This window comes from Streptomyces sp. NPDC101152, from assembly GCF_044768275.1.
In the GTDB taxonomy this organism is placed as follows: Bacteria; Actinomycetota; Actinomycetes; order Streptomycetales; family Streptomycetaceae; genus Streptomyces.
Genome location: NZ_JBIWPO010000033.1, coordinates 1 through 20,231, shown reverse-complemented (window position 1 = coordinate 20,231; position 20,231 = coordinate 1). Strand labels below are relative to the sequence as shown.

10 protein-coding genes and 6 pseudogenes are annotated in these 20,231 nt (G+C 70.9%); 7 read left to right on the top strand and 9 right to left on the bottom strand.

Annotated features, from left to right (window positions below; translation table 11 throughout):
- Positions 1 to 43 precede the first annotated feature (43 nt).
- Both eccCa and ACIRVK_RS31915 read right to left on the bottom strand, forming a co-directional pair.
- Complete coding sequence (eccCa, locus tag ACIRVK_RS31920) at positions 44 to 4,012, bottom strand: type VII secretion protein EccCa (protein ID WP_404253220.1); 3,969 nt, start codon at positions 4,010 to 4,012, stop codon at positions 44 to 46.
- Positions 4,013 to 4,351: 339 nt separating this feature from the next.
- The gene (locus tag ACIRVK_RS31915) at positions 4,352 to 7,261 is read right to left on the bottom strand and encodes an AAA family ATPase (RefSeq protein WP_404253218.1); all 2,910 of its coding nucleotides are present in this window, start codon (positions 7,259 to 7,261) and stop codon (positions 4,352 to 4,354) included.
- A 233-nt stretch (positions 7,262 to 7,494) separates the two neighbouring features.
- Here ACIRVK_RS31915 and ACIRVK_RS31910 point away from each other — a divergent pair, with 233 nt between their 5' ends.
- Together ACIRVK_RS31910 and ACIRVK_RS31905 are read left to right on the top strand one after the other, a co-directional pair.
- The gene (locus tag ACIRVK_RS31910) at positions 7,495 to 10,365 is read left to right on the top strand and encodes an AAA family ATPase (RefSeq protein WP_404253216.1); all 2,871 of its coding nucleotides are present in this window, start codon (positions 7,495 to 7,497) and stop codon (positions 10,363 to 10,365) included.
- A 194-nt stretch (positions 10,366 to 10,559) separates the two neighbouring features.
- Positions 10,560 to 11,195: a response regulator transcription factor gene (locus ACIRVK_RS31905; RefSeq protein ID WP_404253214.1), complete on the top strand. Its 636-nt coding sequence runs from the start codon at positions 10,560 to 10,562 to the stop codon at positions 11,193 to 11,195.
- 147 nt (positions 11,196 to 11,342) lie between these two features.
- Here ACIRVK_RS31905 and ACIRVK_RS31900 read toward each other — a convergent pair whose 3' ends face one another.
- Positions 11,343 to 12,071 carry a hypothetical protein gene (locus tag ACIRVK_RS31900; protein WP_404253212.1) on the bottom strand — a complete coding sequence of 243 codons (729 nt, stop codon included), beginning with the start codon at positions 12,069 to 12,071 and terminating at the stop codon, positions 11,343 to 11,345.
- Positions 12,072 to 12,948: 877 nt separating this feature from the next.
- Positions 12,949 to 13,104: pseudogene (locus tag ACIRVK_RS31895) on the bottom strand (metallophosphoesterase); the annotation flags it as partial.
- A 120-nt stretch (positions 13,105 to 13,224) separates the two neighbouring features.
- Here ACIRVK_RS31895 and ACIRVK_RS31890 point away from each other — a divergent pair.
- Positions 13,225 to 13,664 (top strand): annotated as a pseudogene (locus tag ACIRVK_RS31890) (amino acid permease); the annotation flags it as partial.
- A 551-nt stretch (positions 13,665 to 14,215) separates the two neighbouring features.
- On the opposite strand, the gene ACIRVK_RS31885 reads toward ACIRVK_RS31890, so the two are convergent.
- Positions 14,216 to 15,127: a hypothetical protein gene (locus ACIRVK_RS31885; protein ID WP_404253210.1), complete on the bottom strand. Its 912-nt coding sequence runs from the start codon at positions 15,125 to 15,127 to the stop codon at positions 14,216 to 14,218.
- 431 nt (positions 15,128 to 15,558) lie between these two features.
- Here ACIRVK_RS31885 and ACIRVK_RS31880 point away from each other — a divergent pair.
- The 4 genes and pseudogenes from ACIRVK_RS31880 to ACIRVK_RS31865 form a co-directional block, all read left to right on the top strand.
- Positions 15,559 to 15,660: pseudogene (locus ACIRVK_RS31880) on the top strand (MarR family transcriptional regulator); the annotation flags it as partial.
- Between the two features lie 24 nt (positions 15,661 to 15,684).
- Positions 15,685 to 15,840: a hypothetical protein gene (locus tag ACIRVK_RS31875; RefSeq protein ID WP_404253208.1), complete on the top strand. Its 156-nt coding sequence runs from the start codon at positions 15,685 to 15,687 to the stop codon at positions 15,838 to 15,840.
- A 57-nt stretch (positions 15,841 to 15,897) separates the two neighbouring features.
- Positions 15,898 to 16,083 (top strand): hypothetical protein, encoded by a 186-nt coding sequence (locus ACIRVK_RS31870; RefSeq protein ID WP_404253206.1) that lies wholly within the window; start codon positions 15,898 to 15,900, stop codon positions 16,081 to 16,083.
- A 52-nt stretch (positions 16,084 to 16,135) separates the two neighbouring features.
- Positions 16,136 to 17,256, top strand: a pseudogene (locus ACIRVK_RS31865) (epoxide hydrolase family protein).
- A gap of 264 nt (positions 17,257 to 17,520) precedes the next feature.
- Here ACIRVK_RS31865 and ACIRVK_RS31860 read toward each other — a convergent pair.
- The 4 genes and pseudogenes from ACIRVK_RS31860 to ACIRVK_RS31845 all read right to left on the bottom strand — a co-directional run.
- On the bottom strand, positions 17,521 to 18,360 hold the full coding sequence (locus ACIRVK_RS31860; protein WP_404253204.1) for a transposase: 840 nt from the start codon (positions 18,358 to 18,360) through the stop codon (positions 17,521 to 17,523).
- Between the two features lie 142 nt (positions 18,361 to 18,502).
- Positions 18,503 to 18,682 (bottom strand): annotated as a pseudogene (locus ACIRVK_RS31855) (transposase domain-containing protein); the annotation flags it as partial.
- A gap of 301 nt (positions 18,683 to 18,983) precedes the next feature.
- Positions 18,984 to 19,658: pseudogene (locus ACIRVK_RS31850) on the bottom strand (RNA-guided endonuclease InsQ/TnpB family protein); the annotation flags it as partial.
- 135 nt (positions 19,659 to 19,793) lie between these two features.
- Positions 19,794 to 20,231: group II intron maturase-specific domain-containing protein (locus tag ACIRVK_RS31845; protein WP_404253202.1), on the bottom strand; the 438-nt coding region annotated here is incomplete at its 5' end.

Below are 20,231 nucleotides of genomic sequence, written 5' to 3'. Positions count from 1 at the left end.
GGGCGTGGAGTGCGGCGCCGTGGGCGGGTGTCCTGTCGGGCCGTCACGGTCCGGCGTAACCGACCTGCATCAGCCGCACACCACGCCGGGTGACGAGTTGCGCGCGCCCGGGTGGCAGGGTCCGTGGCCTGGCCTCGCCGATGAACTTGCCCTCCTCCTTGGGGTAGGAGTGCAGTAGGGCCGGGCTGCCGAGCTCCCAGATGCGGCGCAGGACCGGGTCCATCATGGCGCGGGAGGCACCGGAGGTGGAGCGGGAGATCACCATGTGCATACCGATGTTCACCGAGTGGGCCAGCATCGGTGCCAGGGCGTTGAGGGGGGAGCCGGAGCCGGGGGCGGCGGAGTACAGGTCGTAGTCGTCGATGAGGACGAAGAGCCTGGGCCCGGTCCACCAGTCGCGTCGCGGAAGGCGTTCCGGCGCGATGTCGGGGCCGGGAACACGCTTGCCGACCGACACCGCGGCGCTGCCCGCGAGTTGGCTGAGCGCCTCGCCGTCCACCGCGAACCCGACGCGGTACTCCTCCGGCACGTCGCCCAGCAGGGCCCGACGGGTGTCGGCGAGGAGGATGCGGGCCTCCTCTGGCGGGTAGCGGCGCGTGATGGCGTTGATCGCCAGGCGCAGCACGTTGGTCTTGCCGGTCTCGCTGTCGCCGAACACCATCAGATGGGGGGTGGCGTTGAAGTCGTGCCACACCGGCGCGAGCCGCTGCTCGTCCCAGCCGATGCAGACCCGCAGGTCGCCGTCGGGGGCCGGCAGTTTGTCGAGAGGCAGCCTGGCGGGCAGCAGGCGCACCCCGGGGGCCGGGCGGCCGGTCCAGAAGGTGTCGATCTCGGCCACGGCGGCCTTGGTCGCGGCGGTGAGGTTGTCGGTCTTCGGCGAACTGTCCAGCCGTGGCAGGGCGCACAGGAAGTGGTTGGCCGACTTGGTCAGGCCGCGGCCCGGTTGGTGGGGGACGCTCGCGGCGAGCTTCGAGCCGACCTCGGACTCCACGGTGTCGCCGAGCCGTAGTTCGAACTTGGTGCCGAACAGGTCACGGGTCCGGGGCCGCAGCTCCGACCAGCGCACCGCGGACGCGACCACGTGCAGTCCGAAGGACAGTCCGCGGGCCGCGAGATCGGTGATGCGCGGCTCGAGCTCCTCGAAGTCCTGCCTGAGTGTGGACCAGTTGTCGACGACGAGGAACACGTCACCGTACGGGTCGTCGATCTCGCCGCGATGGCGCAGCTCACGATAGGCGGTCATGGACTCGAGGCCGAAACGGGTGAAGCGCTGCTCGCGTGCCTCGAGCAGCTGGGTGAGCTCCTCGACGGTCCGCTGCACCCGGTCGCGTTCCATGCGGGTGGCGATGGATCCGACGTGGGGCAGTCCCGCGGTGGACTGCAGACCGCCGCCGCCGAAGTCCAGGCAGTAGAACTGCACCTCCACGGGGGTGTGGGTGAGGGCCAGGGAGAGCATCAGCGTGCGCAGCATGGTGGACTTGCCGGTCTGCGGCGCCCCGGCGATCGCCAGGTGGCCGTCGGCGCCCGACAGGTCGGCGACCAGCAGCTCCCTCAGCTGCTCGAAGGGCCGGTCGACCATGCCCAGCGGTACCCGCAGTCCGCCGAGCGCGGGGTAGTCGTTCGCGCTCATGCCGCGCTGCGCGTCCGGGACGATGCCGGGCAGCAGCTGGTCGAGGCTGGGTGAGGAGTCCAGCGGCGGCAGCCATACCTGACGGGCCGGCGGACCTGCCCCTTCCAGCCGGTTGACCAGGACTTCGAGCAGACTCTCCTCGTCGTCCGAGGCGGGCTCGACCGAACGGGGCTCCGGCTGCTGCGCGAGGTGTTCCTCGGCGGCGGCCAGGGCGCCCGCCAAGTGGGGCGCGCGCTGCTCCATGCCGAAGGCGACCACCTCCTCTGCGCCCCGCACCAGCTCGGCGGGCAGGGCGGCGGTGGCGGACACCGGGCAGATCCCGGAGACGTAGGCGGCCTTGAAGCGGGCCAGGTTGGTGGTGTCGACCTTCAGATAGCCGTTGCCGGGCGCCGAGGGAAGCTCGTGGGCGCTGCCCACGCCGATCACGCTGCGGGACTCCATGGAGGAGAACGTCCGCAGCGCGATGCGGTACGACAGGTGGCCCTCGACGCGGTGGATACGGCCTTCGTCCAGACGCTGCGAGGCGAGCAACAGGTGTACGCCGAGGGAGCGGCCCAGGCGTCCGATGCTGACGAACAGCTCCACGAACTCCGGCTTGTTCGCCAGCAGTTCGGAGAACTCGTCGACCACGATCACCAGTGACGGCAGCGGGCTGAGCGCGGCACCGCCGAGCCTGGCCTTCTCGTACTCGTACAGCGACGAGTAGCCGCTCTCCCGCAAGAGCTCCTGACGGCGCATCATCTCGCCGTTCAGCGAGTCGCGCATCCGGTCGACCAGGTGCAGCTCGTCGGCCAGGTTGGTGATGACCGCGGAGGTGTGCGGCAGGCGGTCCATGTTCAGGAACGTCGCGCCGCCCTTGAAGTCCACCAGCACGAAGTTCAGCACGTCCGAGGAGTGGGTCGCCGCCAGGCCGATGACCAGGGTGCGCACCAGTTCGCTCTTGCCGGAGCCGGTCGCGCCGATCAGCAGCCCGTGCGGGCCCATGCCGGCCTGCGCGGACTCCTTGAGGTCGAGCTCCAGCACCTCGTTGTCCTCGGTGATGCCGATGGGCACGCGCAGCCGGGCGCTCTGGGGGGTACGGGTCCGCCACAGGGCGGCCACGTCGAAGGAGCGCGGATCACGGATGCCCAGCAGTGCGCTGAGGTCGAAGTCGGTCTCCAGGGGCTGTTCGACGAAGTCGAGGCCGCCGCTGGTGCGCATCGGGGCAAGAACGCGCGCCAGGGCCTCGGCCTCCGGGATCGTGAGCCCGTCGGCCTCCGCGGTCACCACGGTCTCGCCCGCCGGGTACTCCACCTCGCCGTCGCGCACGTTCAGCCGCAGCACCTGCGGTCCGCCCGTCATCGCGCCGGTGGCGTCCAGCAGCACCACGTTACGAAGACCCGCACCGAGCAGCCGGGAGGTCTCCGGGATGTGCACCCGGTACGCCAGCACGACCACGAACGGCTCCCCCGCCCGCGGTGTGGCGTCGGGCTCGTGGTCGGGGCGGTCGGTCATCTCGGGGCCGAGCAGGTCCAGCAGCGCCTCGTGGTCGTCGGCGGCGAGCCGCAGCGGTCCCGCGGCGTCCTCCTCGCGGGGGTGGGCGTTGTGCGGCAGCCACTTCAGCCAGTCCCACTCGGTACGGCCCACCGCGTCGGTGAGCAGCGCGATGCGCAGCTCGTCCGGCGAGTGCAGCACCGCCAGCTGGGCGATCATGGCCCGCAGCAGGGCAAGCGCCGCACCTCCCTCGCCGGCGAACTCCACGCTGGTGAAGCGGCGCAGCGGGACCGGCAGCGGAAGGTGCCTGACCGACTGGTACGCCTTGGTGAACCGGCGCAGCGAGATCGCGGAGAGCGGTTCGAGGTCCTCCACCGGCCTGGTCTCCGGCGGTACCAGCACCAGGTTGGCGCGGCGCGTGCCCAGGCCGATACGCACCGCCGCGAAGTCGTCGTGGCTCGCCCTGCGCTCCCACAGCCGCGGCCCTGACGCGAGCGCCCACAGGTCCTGCGGGCGCAGGTTGTCCCAGTACGCCGCGGCCCGCTGCTCGGCCGCGGCCCGCCGGACCTGCTGACGCAACTGGGCGAGGTAGCGCAGGTAGTCGCGGCGTTCGGCACGCATCCGGCGTTTGCGCTCGGCGCCGCGTCGGCCGACCTGACCGAGCCCCATGCTCATCATGGCGACGCCCATCATCCCCGACATCATGTACGTGGACGGCGAACTGGTACCGACGGTGAACATCATGACCATGGCGCCCATGCCCAGTGCCATCGGCAGGTACACCAGCACGGAGGTGAAGTCCGCGGTCGCGGGCTCGCCGAGGACCGGTGGCTCGGCCAGTTCGATCCGGCCCTCCGGAGCCTCCGGAGCGGGCACACGCGGTGAGCGCTTCACGACCACAGTGCTCATCGGACCGTCTCCTGCGGGCTCTTGGTGTTCCGTGCCGCCCTTGGACGGCCTTCGGGTCCTGTCCGGAGTTTCCCCGCGGCGTCGCGACGCCCGGCAGGCACGCTCGCCGCACCGGCCGAACGCCCGAGTAACTCCGCTACCAGGGCATTCGCCCGGCACGCCGATCGCACGCACCGAACGCCGCTCCTTCCCCCACGGGGAAACTCCGGACAGGCCCCAGGTTTGTTGGTCCACAAGGCCGCAGGGGGATTGCCCACCCAGCCTAGGAAACGGCGTGGGGCCGCACCGGCCCCGGCGCGGTGACGTTGTCCGTGGGGACAACGGATCCTGCCTGCCCGTTCAGGTCTCCCCCGGGGCGGACCGCGCAGCGGTAGGCCTCGGCTGCGCGTCCGGCACCGGGCCGAGCCGGGCCAGGGTGCCGTCCAGCCAGGCGGCGGCCAGTTCCACCCGGGAGCGCCACCCGGTGCGCTGGTACAGCCGGGTCAGTCGCTGTTCGACGGTCTTCTCGCTGCATGCCAGCCGTGCGGCGATCTGCCGGTTGGTGGCCCCGTCGCTGACCATCTCGAGTAGTCGGATGTCCCGCTCACTCAACTCCTCGCTGGTCGAACGGCTCCTGGGCAACGGCATGTTGTGCCGCCGCGCCGACTGGCCGAGCATGGCGCGGACGTTGCGTCCGGCCTTCAGCCGTCCCGCGTCGCGCGCCGCCTCGGCCAGCCAGGGCCGGGGGTCGTCGCTGGCCTTCGCCATGCTGTGGGCGCTGAAGACGGCCAGGAACCGGTCGCCGCGCTGAAGTACCAGCCGGTGCCCGGCCAGCGCGGTGTCCGCGTCGCGGAGCACAGCGCCGCGCCCGATGAGCAGCGCTTCCCGGGCTATGAGCGAGGGTGCCTCTTCGTTGAGGGCCTCCAGCTCCTCCAGCGCCCGACGGGCGGCGGGGACGCTGCTCTCCTCCAGCATGCCGAAGGAGATGATCCGCAGCAGCAGCCCGTCCAGGCCGGCGAGCAGCCCGTCCTGGCGCGCCTGTTTCACGCCGCGCCATGCCTCTGCGAAGGCCTCGTCGGCCCAGCCCGACCGGTACATCACGCCCAGCCGCACCCGGGCGATCAGCGGATGGGTGACGGATTCCGGGATCAGACCAAGCCATTCGCGGGCCTGTGCCAGATCTCCCCGTACGCCATGGATCTCGGCGGCCAGCGCCCTGGCCGGCTGGCACACCTCGCCCATGCCCTCGGACCGGCCACGCGCCTCGATGCGCAGGGCGACCGACAGCGCGTCGTCCCAGTGCCCCGCCAGGTAGTCGCGCACCAAGCTGTGGTAGCGGCCGGCGGTGCTGGCGCCGGCGCCGACATAGCGGTCGCCGAGCACGGCCTTGAGGGCGTCCGCCAGGTCACCGTAGGCGGCGGCCCCCTGCAGCCGGTCCATGGCGGTCTCGTCGAGGGCGTCCTTCGGCAGAGCGCGCCGGGCGCGTTCGATCCCGGCGCCGTCGCCCACTGCGGCGGCCAGCAGTCGAAGTTCGGCCGCCGAGGGCAGTGGGCCGCCGGACTCGTCGGCGTCGCCGTCTTCCGGCTCGTGCCAGTGATGCACCGGGCCCATCCCGTACCGGCCACTCAGCGCTGCGAACGGGGCGGCGGCGGGCATCCAGCCGAGCTCCGCACGGTATAGGCGTTCCGCGCCGTCGACGTACCCGAACCGATGTTCGTGCAGCGACGCCAGTGCCCACGCCCGGGTGGCGCTCTGCAGGCCGCCCCGGTCCGCGCCGTGCGGCGCCTTCAGACAGGCGAGCAGCGGCTCGGCGAGCGCCAGCACCTCGGCATGGCCGCCGTACCCGAGGCCGATCGCGGCGGCGTCACGCAGTATGCCCGGCGTTCTGTGGTCGCCCGGCGGCAGTCGGCGCAGCGCCGACAGGCAGGCGCGGACGGCACGCGGCCCGTTCGCCCTGGCATACCTGCGGGCCGCGTTGACCAGCAGCGGCACGGCGAGCGTGTCGTCCAGGATCCGGCCCGCGGCGTGGACGTGGTCGCTCAGCCGCGGATGGCAGGTGCCGGCGGCGGCGGCGCCCAGCCGGTCGGTCACGGCGGTGACGATCCTTGCGTGCACGACCCGCGCGTCGAGGCTGGTGGGCAGGGAACGCAGCGCGGCCGCGAGCGCGGGGACGGCGAAGGTGATCCGGCCGACCCGGTCGACGGCCAGCACCCCGTCCTTGACCATCCGGTCCACCGTCCGGCCGACGGGCTCGGCCTGGGGGCCGGCCGGCTGCGTCACGTGGTTCAGATCCTCCAGCCACAGTGGCGCCCGGCCGAGCAGCCGGGCCAACACGCTCGCCGTCTCCAGCGTTTCGGCGTCGGGCGGGGCGTCCGGCCACCCGAGCCGGCCCAGCTCCGCCACGTCGGTGCGCAGCCGCAGCCGCCCTTCCGGCTCGGACAGACACAGCAGGCCGTCCAGTTCGAGCAGCCCGCCGCGCTCCTCCAGCGTTGCCAGTACGGATAGCACGGCCCCCGGGTTGCCGGCCAGCGGTCCCAGCGAACGGGATACGGCCGCCACCAGACCCGGTTCGACGGGTCGGCCCAGTCGCCGGGCGATCAGCCCGCCGATGACGGACGCTGAAAGCGGCGGCAGATCGAGTACCTGGTCGGCGGCCGCCGACAGGTACGGGCCACCGCCGAACCCGGCGGGCGCCGAGCGGCCTGCGATCACCACCGGGATCCCCGCCGGGCGGAACGCGCGCAGCAGCAGCGCCAGAGCGGACGCGGTCGGCTGCGGCATCCGTTCGGCGCCGTCAAGAAGCAGGGCGAACGGCACGAAGTGCGCCGCGTCCGCAAGCACTTCGCCCATGACGGACAACAGTGGCAGGTCACCGCCGCGTCCGGAGGACCGCCACTGCACCCTGCGTACGGTGGTGACGCGGACCGGTAGCCGGCCGTCATGGATCTTGGCGAGCACACCGCACACCATGTCGGCCAAGGCGGCGGGGCCGGGCGGGCTCTCGGCGGCGTCCCAGTCGAGCCGCAGGACCTTGCCGCCCTCGGCCGCCACGGTCTGCCGGGCCTGATGCACCACGGCGGTCTTACCGCTCCCTGCTCGACCGGTGACCAGCAGAGTCCGTGCCGTGTCCGTGCCGGTGGCGCGGAAAACCCCGGCCACCTCCTGGACTTCCTTTTTCCTGCCGATCAGAGGTAAGGAGTGCTGCTGCACAAGCCCCTCCTGGTGTGTTCGGTACTGGCCGGGACTGCACGGGCGTACGGGGAGATTCATCAGCCCCTGTACCGTCCCGCCGCTCGACGTTCCGGCGACGCGGCCTGCGGACCGCGTCGTCGGCCGCTGCCGCCGCGGTGGCGATCGCCGACCGGTCGGACGAGGGACCCGAGCACCCGCGCCGAGGGCAGCCATAATGGCCGACGGCGCAAGGCCCCGACCCACCGGGTCCGCGGTGGGTTGTACGGCGAGTTCGTCGGCCAGACAAGTGAAGTGAAAGGTGCGGTGCGGCAGTGGACGGTCCGTCAGGTGTGGAGATGGTCCGCGGCGGTACGGCGGCGCGTCTGGTGCGCTCGTGCCTGACCAGCCGCCGCTCAGAGCTGGACGCGGTACTCGGCGGCGTCCGCGATCCGATCGACCGTCGTCCGGTGCTGGTCCGCGGAGAGCGGGGTGCCGGGCGCACCGCGTTGGTGCGAACCGCCGCCGAACAGCTGAGCGGGGAGGGGGTGGTAGTGATCTTCCTGCCCTGCGTGCCCGGCGACGCCGAGCACCCCCTGCTGCTCACACTGCGGATGGTGACGGCGCTGGAGGAACACCGGGCCCGTACCGCCGGGTGGCGTCCGTCCGGCACATCGGCCGCGGACGTGCTGTCCGCCGTGGAACAGGGCGACCGGGCGGCGGTTCGCGAGTCCCTGGCCGCCGCGCTGGCGCAGCCGGTTCCCGTGGTCGTGGTGGTCGATGACGTCCACCTCGCCGATTCCGCTTCCATCGCCTTGCTCGGCAGGGTCAGGACCGAACGCGGCGCGGGCGGTGCCCGGTTGGTGCTCACGGCGGTCGACCACGGCCCGGTGGGCGGGTCTTCCGGCTCCGGGCGGGCGGTCGATCGGCTGGCGCGCAACCGTACGGTGCTCACCGTCAGCCTCGCACGCCTCGGTCCCGAGGACGTCACGGCCGCCGTGAGTCAGCAGTTGCAGGCGGTGCCCGACCGCCGACTCAGCGAGTTGGCCTACTCCCTCAGCCGCGGGATTCCGGGCGCTGTGGACGCCCTGCTCACCGGGTGGGCCGACCAGGGCGCGATACGGGTGGTCGATGGCCACGGATATCTGGACAGCACTGCCCCGGTACCGGTGCTCTCGGACGACGATCGTTTCATCGCGGCCCTGGACGCGCTGGGTGAGCCGCACCGGACGGCGGCCGCGGCGCTGAGCATCCTGTGGCCGCTCGGCCGGGCGGCGGTGGAACTGGGCGCGGCGGCCAGTGGGCTGTCCGACGCGAACATCGAGGCCGGCATCCGCGCTTTGACCGACGCCGGGATCGTCGACGAACTGCCCTCTCACGACGCCGACAGCCCGGCACTCGGCTGGCGGTTCCGCGTACCGCTGGTGGAGCACGCCGTCCGGGAGCGGCTCGGCCCGCTTGAGCGCCGGCGCCTTTCGGCCGCCGCGGTGGAGGCGCTGTGGGCGGCCGGTGAGACAGCGCACACGGCGGCCCTCCTCGTTGAAGAGGCGGACGCCGTGTGGTACCTGCCCGACCGGATCGCCGACGCGGGCACCCTGCTCGACCGCAGCCGCGCCGCGACGGAACTGGTAGCGGCCGCCGACCGGTTGCACCCCGCCCCCGGGACGCAGGCCATCGCACGGTGGCTGGGGACCGCCGCGCTCCTGACCGACCAGCCGTCCGCACGCGATCTCGCGCTGTTCCAGTACGCCAAGGTCTCCTACCTCAACGGCGACTACGCGGCTTCGACGGCACAGACCGAGGCGATCCTGCGCAACCCGGGCGAGGGCCTCAGCGTGCTGGACCTCCAGGAGACGGGCGTGCTGGCGGTGAGCGCCGCAGCGGCCGACGACAACTGGGCGCGGGTGTCCCGGATGGCCGAGCAGCGCTGGTGGGACGATCTGCCGCTGCCTGCCTTCACCGAAGTGGCGGGCCGGACAATTGCATTGTGCCTGCTGGAGAGGTGGCCCGAGGCGCTGGCTCTGCTCGACCGGACGGAGGCGGTGTGGAATACCGATCCGGCCTACCGATTCCACCCCGAGCTGTGCCGCGCGGCCTGCGAATACGTGGTGGGTCGTCCAGAGAGGTTCCTGCGCTCGTTGGACGCCCCTGACCTGGACGGCCTGCCCCCGGAACGGGTCTACTCGATGACCGTCATGCAGTTGGATCATCTCCTCGGCACGGGCGATCTGCGACGCGCCGAAGACCTGCTGTCGGCTCGCGGTATGACCTCCGAGGTGCTGTGGGCGACCAGCCGCTTCCTGCTCTGCCACTTACAGGGCCGCTGGAACGAGGCCATGGAGACGGCGCGTTCGGCACTGGCGCACGACCGGACATTCGACGCGGCGCCGAACCAGCATCTGCTGGCCGCCAGAACCGCGGCCATCCTGCTCGCCCGGGGCCGCACCACCAGCGCCAGCCGCCTGCTGGACAGCGTGCGCGGCCGCAAACCCGGGCCGCTGGAGCACACCCTGGACCACTGCGAGGCCGAGGTGCTGCGGGCCCTCGGCGAGTTGGATCAAGCGGCCGGCATTCTGCGGCGCGGCTTGGAAGCGGCAAACGAACGCCAATGCGTCTACGCCACGGACGAGTTGTGGGCCACGCTGGCCGTCGTGTCGCAGGAAGCCGGGCGGCACGCCGACGCGTCAGCGTGTCTCAGCCGACTGCACACGCTCGCCGAGCGGATGGGCAGCGGACGGTCACGGCTGCTGTATCTGCTGGCGTCGGCCCGGGTGCTGGGCGGCGACCCGGCCGAGGATGTCCGCGACCGCCTGCGCGAAGCGGTGGACCTGGCCCGGTCGCGCAGCCAGCCGTTCGAGACGGGCATCACGCTGGCCACCGCCGCCATCGCGGGCGCGGGGCCGAAGACACTGCTGTACGAGGCGTACGAGCTGTTCGGCGAGACCGGCGCCGCCCTGTGGCGTTACCGCGCCAGGGCCGCACTGCGTGACGCCGGGCTCGCCGTGCCCGGCCGAAAGCAGGCGACCACGGAGAACGACCACCTGCTGGCCACGCTCATCGCCGAGGGGCTGACCAACAGGCAGGTTGCCACTGTGTTACGTCTGAGCGAAAATGCGGTGGCCCACCGCATCACCCGGCTGTTCACGCGCACCGGTCTTCGGTCCCGTACCAAGGTCGCGACGGCCGTGCTCACCGCGGCCCGCTGATCGCGACGGGCCCTTTCCGGAGCGGCGCCGCGCATGGTCGCGGCCGCGCGGAACGGCGGGTGCGACTCGTGGCAGCTTTCCCTGCTGTTAGACCGGAGGGGGTCGCTGGAGCGGAAACCGAGGATACGTCCATGACAACATCGCCCTCCTGATCGCCGTGGATACGCAACACCGTTTCCCGTGAGGGAGGGCCGATGCCTCAGCAAATGCTCAGCGACGTGGTCCAGGTCGCCGTGTACGCACCCGACCCCGTTGTCCGGGTCGGTCTGGTGAGCTGCCTTCAGCATGACCGGAGGCTGTCCGAGATCAGCAGCAGCCAGGATGCCGACGTCACCGTGGTGGCCGTGGACACCATGGACGTCTCAGTCCTGGACATGCTGCCCGGCCTGTGCAACCGCCCCGACGCCCGTTTCGTGGTGGTGGCGGGAAGACGGTGGCATGCCGAGGTCTCAGCGTCGGTCGACCACGGGGTGCGCGCCGTGCTGTGGCGCGACTCCTTCACTCCCGCGGTCTTCACCCGGACACTGATGACAGTCACCCAGGGCGGCGGATCCCTTCCGCCAACGCTCCAGGGCAGGCTGATGGAACAGGTCCAGCGAACGCATCGTGAGGTCCTCACCCCCCGCGGGCTGACGGCGTCCGGGGTCAGCCAGCGCGAGGTGGATGTGCTGCGCCTGGTCGCCGAGGGCCGGGAACTGTCCGAGATCGCGGAGAAGCTCTCGTACTCGGAGAGGACCGTGAAGTACGTCCTGTACGGCCTGATGAAACGCCTGCAACTGCGAAACCGCGCCCACGCCGTCTCCTACGCCATACGTACGGGGCTCATCTGACGGCGACTCGGGCCAGTTTCCTTGGCGCTTGGCTTGATCCTGAAGGGGATTTGGTCCGGACGGCGCTTCTCGACAGGCAGCGGGCGAGGGCCGGAACGGAACGGGGGCCGTACCACGTCGGTGGTACGGCCCCCCGGCGCGAGGTGCTCACACCCTGAAGACGACGGCTTCGATCAGCTTGGCCGTCTTGTCGGCCGAGCCGCAGAAGAGGTAGTCGGGTTTGGCGCCGCTGCTGCCACACTGGGTGCTCTGCCAGCCGACGTTGGAGGAGACGTAGGTGTTGGCACAGATGGTGCCCGATTTCACGCTTGTCATGAATGCCCTCATCGCCGCCCCCGAGCCAGGGTTTCCGATGACGAGGTTCTGGCCGTTCGCCGCCCCCTTCCAGTTCCAGGCGCCGCCGCCCTGCCAACCGCTGCTGGCCATGTATGCGTTGGCTTCGTTCCCCGACGTACCGGCCGTGGAGAGCTCGACAGCTTCGATGGGCCGATTCTTCCCGGTCTCACCCGCCACGCCGCCGTCGCACACCGGAGCCTCCCAGCCGACCTCGCTGACATAGGCCCGGTAGCAGATGTGCCGGCCCGGGTGGGCGGCGGCCCGTTGTGCGACGGCATCCGCGGCGGTCGTCGGCGGTGACGTCCTCTTCTCGGACGAGGCCGGGATCGCACCCTGACCGGCAGCGGCCTCGGCCGCCACCTTCGGCGCGCTGCGGTGCTCGGCCGTCGCGCTCGCCGTGGCGGTGCGCGTGGGCGAGACCGAAGGAGAGCTGGAGGTGTGGCCGTCGGTTGGGATGCTGCTGTGCGTGGTCGGCACGGTGACGCCCTGGGGCGCCGCCAGAGGGTCACCGGACTGCTCGCTGTGACCCGTGTGTCCCACCAGTACGATCGAAGCCCCGACCAGCACCGTCCCGGCAATGGCCGCGGCGGCGAGTACCAAGCCGCGCCTGGTGACCGCCGCCTCCTCCGCGGCGGGCTCCGCTGAATCATCGGACGCGGTCGCCGGAGCGGATACGGGACTCGCCAGAGCGGCCGCAGGACTCCCCGGAGCGGCCTCACCCGCGGGCCGGGCGACGGCCTTGGCGCGCGGCAACAACATACCGCCGGGGTCCCCGGCTGCAACGGTCATGTGCACGGCCCGGCGAACCGATGGGGAGGCTCTACCCGTCCCTGGTGAGGTCTCGTGTGACTGTTCGTGCTGAGGTGGCATCCTCGGTTGTCTCCTCGTCGTTGTGGGTGCGCCTGAAGCTTTCGTCCGGTCCGGCCAAGCGATCCCTGCCCCACCGTCTGATCACACATCGGTGACCTGTTCAGCAGCACCCGCCACCGTCGGCAGGTTCTTCCCCGGCTTGCCCGGACACGTCTCGAACCCCTCAGCGGTAGGCGCCATACCCCCGCCTTCACCTCGTCCATCACCGGACCGAGGTCACGAGCGACCCCACGCACCTGCGCGGCGATGTCACGGTTGCCGGACTCGGGGCCGCCCGCCGGTCGAGGGCCGTCAGCAGGCCGTCGGAGGTCGCGTGGACCGGCACCATGTCATCCGCCCAAGCAGCAGTACTGTGTTGGCACTCCGGGGGACTGAGTCAACCGCCCGGCCTCCGCAACTACAACCACTCCCGGCTGATCACGGCCTTGCGTACACCCGGGTCTGCCCGCCCATGCGCACCGGCGGAGCACGCGCCCGTTTCGACTATCGGCGCCTCCCGCAAAGTGCCTGCTCAGCGCGCTGAGCAGGCGGCAGGATGAGCTGCCGGTCACGTGGGCGAGCGCAGGATGAGGAGACTGACCTCGCTCGGCGCGAAGATCCGTAACGGCGGCCCCCGGCAGCCCGCACAAACCACGGGCCAGTCAAGGCGTACGAGGTAGTCGAGCGGCTGGATCCGCCCGCCGTGAGTGTGGCCCGGGACCTGCCGCAGACCTGCCGTAATCGAGGCAGCTCACCGCACGCCGACGCGTCGTCGCCCCGTGAACCGGCCCGGACCCAGCGTCAGCTCCTCACCACCGGGGAAGAGCACGGTGGCGGGGGAACTTCAGGCCTGCTGTTCGCCATGCAGGACTACACCGCCACCCAGAACACCGCGACCGGGGTCCCGCCCGTGCAGATCTTGCTCGACGTCCTGGGCCCGTTTGGCGCAAAGGCGCTGCTCCTGATCGTCATCGTGGCGATGCTGTTCTGCGGCAACGCCGAGGTCGCCGCGGCCAGCCGCATGATCTACGCGTTCTCCCGCAGCCCCGCCCTGCCCGGCTGGAAGAGCTGGCGGCGCGTCAACGCCCGGACCAAAACCCCGACGCGGGCCGTCTGGTTCGCCGTCGTCGTCCCCTTCCTGCTCGCCCTCCCGGAGCCTTGTGGTCGCCCGCGGCCTATGGTGCGATCAACGCGGTCGGCATGATCCCCACCTACGGCATCCCCGTCTTCCTGGCCCTGCGCAAGGGTCGCGACTACCGGCCCGGTCCCTGGACCCTAGGGCGCCGGCGGCACGCCGGGAGACCTGCTGCGCCGCTTGATGTCCTATGTGGCGCCGCCCGGCGCGTCCGCGGACCGCGCACGCCTGGTCGTGCAGATCTGGGCGGAGGCGTCGACCTCCGGGGAACTGGCGGCCTTTCGCCGTGTCCCGGCACACCGCGCTGCGCGACCACCTGGCGGGCCTGTGCGCGAGGAACCGCGAGGGCGATGCCGAGGCCCCGGAGCCGACCTCGGCGGACAGCACCCGGGCCGAGGCGGCCCTGGCCGCGCTCATCGGCTACGCCACCATGAGGCGGGAGTTCAGCGGCCCACGCATCGGTGCCGGGCCCAGCCTTACTCGGGCGAGAGCGCGCGACGACCCATGGCGGAGTACGCGACGGGACCCCACTTCCTGTCCGTCCCTTCCGCCGACCCCCTTGCCGTCCAGGCCTCCCACAACGCGGTCCTGATCACCTCCTCCGACTCCTCCGGTTCGGCCTCTTCGCACGGGGCTGCCGCTCGTTCGTCCAAGTCCGTTTCTCCCTCGGTCTGTTCTTCTCCGAGCGTGAAGCCGCGGTTCAGGGGGTGTGGTGCCTGCCGGTCGGTGACGTGACGATCAGTCCGGGGGGCCGCCCCCGCGGCCCGGCGGCCACAGGGGCAAGCGGCGTGAACCGGGTCGCCGTACGTGAGTCGGCCGTCATCCGTTCCAGGTCGGCCAGCGTGCTCTCGTCCAGCCAAGTGGCTCCGTCCTCTCCGGCGTCGCCGGGCTGGTGCCCGGCCGACTCCGGCGGGAACAACTCGCGCAGGAGCACGAGGGGCTGCCGCCCGTCGATCACCCGCAGCACTTTGAACCGCGTGCCGGGCAGAAAGACCAGCTGCTCCGGGGCGTACGGGGCGACCACCTCGGTACGACGTGCGGTCAGCGACCACACGACGAAGCCGGGTCCGCCCTCACGCAGCATGGCTGCCGATGCCGAGGCCGCCCAGAAGCCCTGCTCCGTGACGAACCGGTTGTCGCGGTACCACTCCGTCACCGGTCCTACCGTGCCGGTGCGTACGATCGCCGGACCGCGGTAGGAGCCCAGCCGGCGCAGCCCCGAGGCGAGACACCGGGCGAGGGACAGGTGCCCGCCCACCGTTCCCTGGGACAACGCCTCGTCGAGTTCCTCCCACTCCCCGGCCAGATACAGGTGGACGGCCGCCAGATCGGCGAGCACGTTGACACGGTCGTGCCGGATGCCGCCCGGAGGGCCCAAGGACTGGGGCAACGTCCGTGCCACGCCGGCCATCGCCTCGCGGTACCGGTCTCCGTACGTGCGCCTCAACCGGAGCCGGTCCCAGGCGATGCCCCGTCCACCCGTTGGGACGATCCGCGCGGCGGCGTCCGGCACAGGCTGCACCCGGTAGCCGGCACCGCCGTGTGTCCGCAGCGGTGCGGGCACGTAGCACACGACCTGTTCGCGGCCAGGGAGCGATTCGGAGATGCTCATCGCGTTCTCCCGGGAGTTCTCGGGGATAGGTGCGCATTGCGGAAGGTCACCGTCCAGCACCTGCTGAACGGACCGCGCTGGATGGCACCGCCGTGACTCTAGGAGCGGGCTCGCGGTTCGTGGCGGGCCGCTGGGCGAAAGCGGCACGGAAGGACCGCAGGTCTTCCCATCCGTACCGACGCCGCCCGGTGCCGCGCGCGCCGCTGCCCAGGCTGACGCAGCATGTGCGGAGCGCAGCGCCTGGGCCCCGACCGGTTCGTGGGAAACGGTGTGTGACCAGGCGCCGCCACGACTGAGGGCACTCACCAGCCGGCAGGCCAACAAGGTGTCCACGGTCGGAGCGCGCATGACGGCGCGGCACATGCCGCTGACCGCACGCGCCGACTTCGCCGTGCTGGCCGCCCTGGAGGAGTACGGCCCCGCTCAGCCAAGCCGATCTCGGGAGGCGGCTCGGCCTGGACCGCAACGACGTCAGCGGCATCGTCAAGCGTCTCGAGTCCGGGGGCCATGTCGACCGTCGCGCCGACCCGGAGGATCGACGCCGCAATGTCGTCACTGTGAACCGGGCGGGCCTGGACTACCTCGACGAGATCCAGTCCCAAGCCGACCAGGCCCAGGCCGAACTGCTGGCAGGACTGGACGCCGACGAGCGTCGGCAGCTCCACGCACTCCTGGAGAAAACCCTGGAGGCACACCGGCATGAGCCCGTCTGACAGCCCGAGCGGTCCGCAGGCGCCTGACCCCGGATGTTGGACCACGACGGAAGGACGATGAACGCCCTGGGTGGCGGGATCGGTCCGGCCGGTGTCGCGGGTCTGTCCGGCATCGTGCGGGTGCCGGTGGCCCTCTCTGTGCTCGCGGCACTCCCCCTGGCCGGACTCGTCCTCAGCCTGACCCCGCGCCCTACCGGCGACCGCCGCCCCGAACCCGACGCCACGCGTGGGAGCCCGCGATGACGGTCCACCTGCATCTGCTCCGATAGCGCCGTGACCAGTAAGGAGGCTTGCCATGTCCGCCGAGCCATTCGATGTCAGCCTCACCGAAGCCGAGATCGCGGACCTGCGCGAACGACTGCGACGGACACGGTGGCCCGAGCGCGAGCCGGTGGACGACTGGTCACAGGGTTTGCCGCTGGCGTATGCGCAGGAGCTTTGCCGCACTGGGCCGAGGACTATGACTTCGGGTTCGCCGAGCGGCTGAACGTGTTCCCGCAGTACCGTGACACGATCGACGGGCTGGGCATCCATTTCCTGCACGTACGCTCGCCGGAGCCGGATGCGTTCCCGCTCGTGCTCACGCACGGGTGGCCGGGTTCGGTGCTCGAGTTCTTGGAGGTCTTCGGCCCGCTGACCGACCCGCGCGCGCACGGCGGTGACCCGGCGGACGCGTTCCACGTGGTCGCGCCGTCGTTGCCCGGGTACGGCTGGAGTGACAAGCCGTCGACGACCGGGTGGGGCGTCACTCGCACCGCGCGAGCCTGGGACACGTTGATGGTCTCGCTGGGTTACGAACGGTACGGCGCGCAGGGCGGTGACTGGGGTTCGGCTGTGTCCGGCGCGCTGGGCGAGGTGGCGCCCGAGCGGGTCGCCGGCGTGCACCTGAACCTGGGATCCGTGGCGGCGGGCACGTTCGACGACCCGACGCCCGCGGAGCTGGTGAATCTCGAGGCCGAGAAGGTGATGCAGCGCACAGGCCGGGGGTACTCGGCGATCCAGGCGACCCGGCCGCAGACGCTCGGCTACGGCCTCACCGACTCCCCGGCGGGGCAGGCCGCCTGGATCGCTGAGAAGTTCTGGGCGTGGACGGACAACGACGGCCATCCCGAGGACGCGTTGTCGCGGCAGACGATCCTCGACGAGATCTCGGTCTATTGGTTCACCGCGTCGGCCACGTCGTCGGCGCGCCTGTACTGGGAGAGCTTCGCCGACTTCCGGGACAAGGTGACCGCGCCATCCGGGCTGTCGGTCTACCCGCGCGACATAACCCGCCCGTCGAGGCGGGAGGCCGAGCTGCGGTTCACCGACCTGCGCTGGTTCGAGGAGCTGCCGCATGGCGGCCACTTCGCCGCGCTGGAGCAGCCGGAGTCGCTGGTCGAGCAGGTACGCGGGTTGTTCCGCCTGTTCCGCTGACTGTCCGTGCCACCCCCTGGGAAGCCCGCGTCACAGCGCTCGGCGAGCGGACGCTGGTGATCATCACCCTCGAACGAGGAGTCGACCTTCGGTCATGCAGGCCTCAACGGCGACGCCTGCGTCCGCTCCTGCGTCCGCTCGCGCAGCTCGGCGACCACGGGTGGCATGCCCCGCGGGCGGGCGGCGGTCGCCGGCAGTCACACAACACACCGCGGAACGCCTGTCTTTGACTTCCTCCCCTGCCTAAAGGTCAAGGCCATGAAGTTACGGGCTGATGGACGGTGTCAACACGATGTCGATGCTGACGGTGGCCTTGTAGGTGTGTCGGTCGACGCGCAGGCTCTTGTAGGCATAGCGGGACATTGGTCGCTTCACGGCGCGGGGACCGAGGCGCAGTCGGCGGGCGGGCATGAGGTTGTTGAGGACTGCCCGGCCGATGATGCCCACGAGGTCGATGGTAGTGCCGGCGATCACGCCGGCTGCCTGGACCACTTGGTCGCGGGCGGTGTGGAGAGCGATGCTGAAGCTGGCCCGGTCCGGGTCGGCCCCGGGGACGGTGCCGGTGGCGTCGGCGATCCTTATCGCCTGGTAGACGGTCAGCAGGGCGTAGATTTCCTGCGCGATGCCTGGCAGAGTGCGGGCCCGCAGCACGCGTCGGCCAAGCACCGACTTCTTGATCGCGAAGTAGGCGGACTCCGCTTCCCACCTCTCGTGATACAGCCTGACCAGCTCGAAGGCTGGATAGCGGTGGGGATCGAGCAGGGTGGTGGCCAGGCGGTAGACGCCGCTGTGCCGTCCGGCGGTGGTGGCGATGGTGATCTCGCATTCGATGACGCGGACCTGGACCGTGCCGATCTGGGACAGGAAGGAGCCGTCATCGAACCGGCGCAGGACGGGCGGTTTGCGCAGCGCGGAGAGCCGGGCCAGAAGGTCGGCACTGGTGCCGGCCACGGCTTGCAGGAAAGCGTTGGTGGCAAAACCGCGGTCCAGCAGCACGACCATGTCCTGGTGCAGTGAGCGCAGCAGGCGGTGTCCGAGGACGGGCTCGCCGGGTTTGCGGGGGCCGAAGACCGCGTCGATGACCGCGCGGGTGCCGCAGGCCACCAGGGCGACCAGCAGGACCTGCGGGGAGCCCGGCCCAGCGTGCCCCGGCGGTGCGGACCGCCGAGGCCGGGCCGCGCAACAGGTCGAACAGGGCCTGCATCGGGCGCGTGCCGAGCCTGGTGCGGGCGTGCCACAGCGCGGTCGCGGTCACCGTCGGCAGGGGCAGGGCCTCAAGGGCACCGGTCAGCTTGCGCCACACGGCCGGGTAGCCGCATTCCTCGAACAGCGTGGCCGCGAGCAGCAGGTAGACCACCACCCGGGCCGGCAGTTTCCGCAGCCGCTGCTGCACCGCCCCGCACTCGGCGAGGACCGCATCGACCATCTCGAAGGGCACGACCTGGGTTAACTCTCCCAGATGTCCCGGGGCGAAGACGCCTTCGGCTACCGCGATTTCACGCGTGATGACAGACTGTCCGGACAGCGGAGCCTCCGGTCTTTGTGAACGACTTGTCTTGGCGGACGAGCCAGTTCTACCGGGGCTCCGCTCCTCGCGTCCGGCGTCTTTCCAGATCAGACCCCACTTGCGGACACGACTCCACCCGTAACTTCATGGCCTTGGCCTAAAGGCGGGGGATGCCAGCGGTCGCCCGCTGGGTTTCCTGCTTCACCGACGACCGCCCCGTCCGGGAGGACTCCCGTTGAGGTCTTACACCCTTCGCCTTGCGCGACAGCTCCCGCTGCGCCCTGGCGAGACGGGCGCGGTCCCGCCGCTCGTGCCGGGGGTTGGCGATCTTCTCCCCCGTGGACAGGGTCACCAGCGACGTGATCCCGGCGTCGACGCCGACCGCCGCATGCGTGGCGGGAGCCGGGGCGACGGCGTCCTCGCACAGCAGGGACACGAACCAGCGTCCCGCAGCGTCGCGGGACACGGTCACCGTAGTCGGTACCGATCCGTGCGGGAGCGGACGCGACCAGCGGATGTCCAGAAGCTGCGCCATCTTCGCCAGCGTCAGCTTCCCCTCGCGCCAGGTGAAGGCGCTGCGGGTGTACTCGGCCGACGACCGGGACTTCTTCCGGCTCTTGTACCGGGGGTACCTCGCCCGCTTGGCGAAGAAGCTGGCGAACGCCGTCTGCAGCTGACGCAACGCCTGCTGGAGCGGAACGGAGGACACCTCGGTCAGGAAGGCCAGTTCCTCGGTCTCCTTCCACTGGGTCAGCGCGGCGGAGGACTGCACGTAGGAGATCCGGCGCTGCTCGCCGTACCAGGCCCGGGTGCGCTCCTCCAGCGCCTTGTTGTACACCAGGCGGACGCAGCCGAACGTGCGCGACAGCTCCGCCGCCTGCTCGGTGGTGGGGTAGTGAGGTCGGCCCGGGGCGCCCTGCCGACGTTGCCGTCGGTGGGTTTCCCCGAGCCTCCTCCCGAACCCGCCGTGCCCATCTCTGGGCAACGGGCTCTCCACAAGCCCTCTTGGAGGCTCAGCGGTGAATCATCTTCACCCTACGGCGACCTTCCACGGCGCCGGAATCCTCGCTCCTCGGTACAGGTATCGCGTGGTGCTCACCTGTCCCGGATTGAAGAGTTCCCGCTGTCCGGATCGAATCGTCCAGCCACCACCGCAGTAGCGGCGGCGCAGTTCCTTCCAGGTGATCCCCTGATGCTTGCGCTTCATCCATCGGATTACCTGCCACCATGTGAAACTGGCGAGGTAGTCGAATGTCGCGCTGGAGACTCCCGGTCGGAAGTAGGCGCACCACCCCTTGAGCATCGGATTCAGCTGACGCAGCAAGGTGTCGAGCGGCTCGTTCGTGTCTGCTTTCCTGCACATCGCCCTTACTTTGGCCATCGCCCTGTGAAGGGACTTCTTGGCCGGGTAGGTGTAGATGAAGTGCTGGTTAGTACCTCGCTTGCAATGACGCTGGATACGCCACCC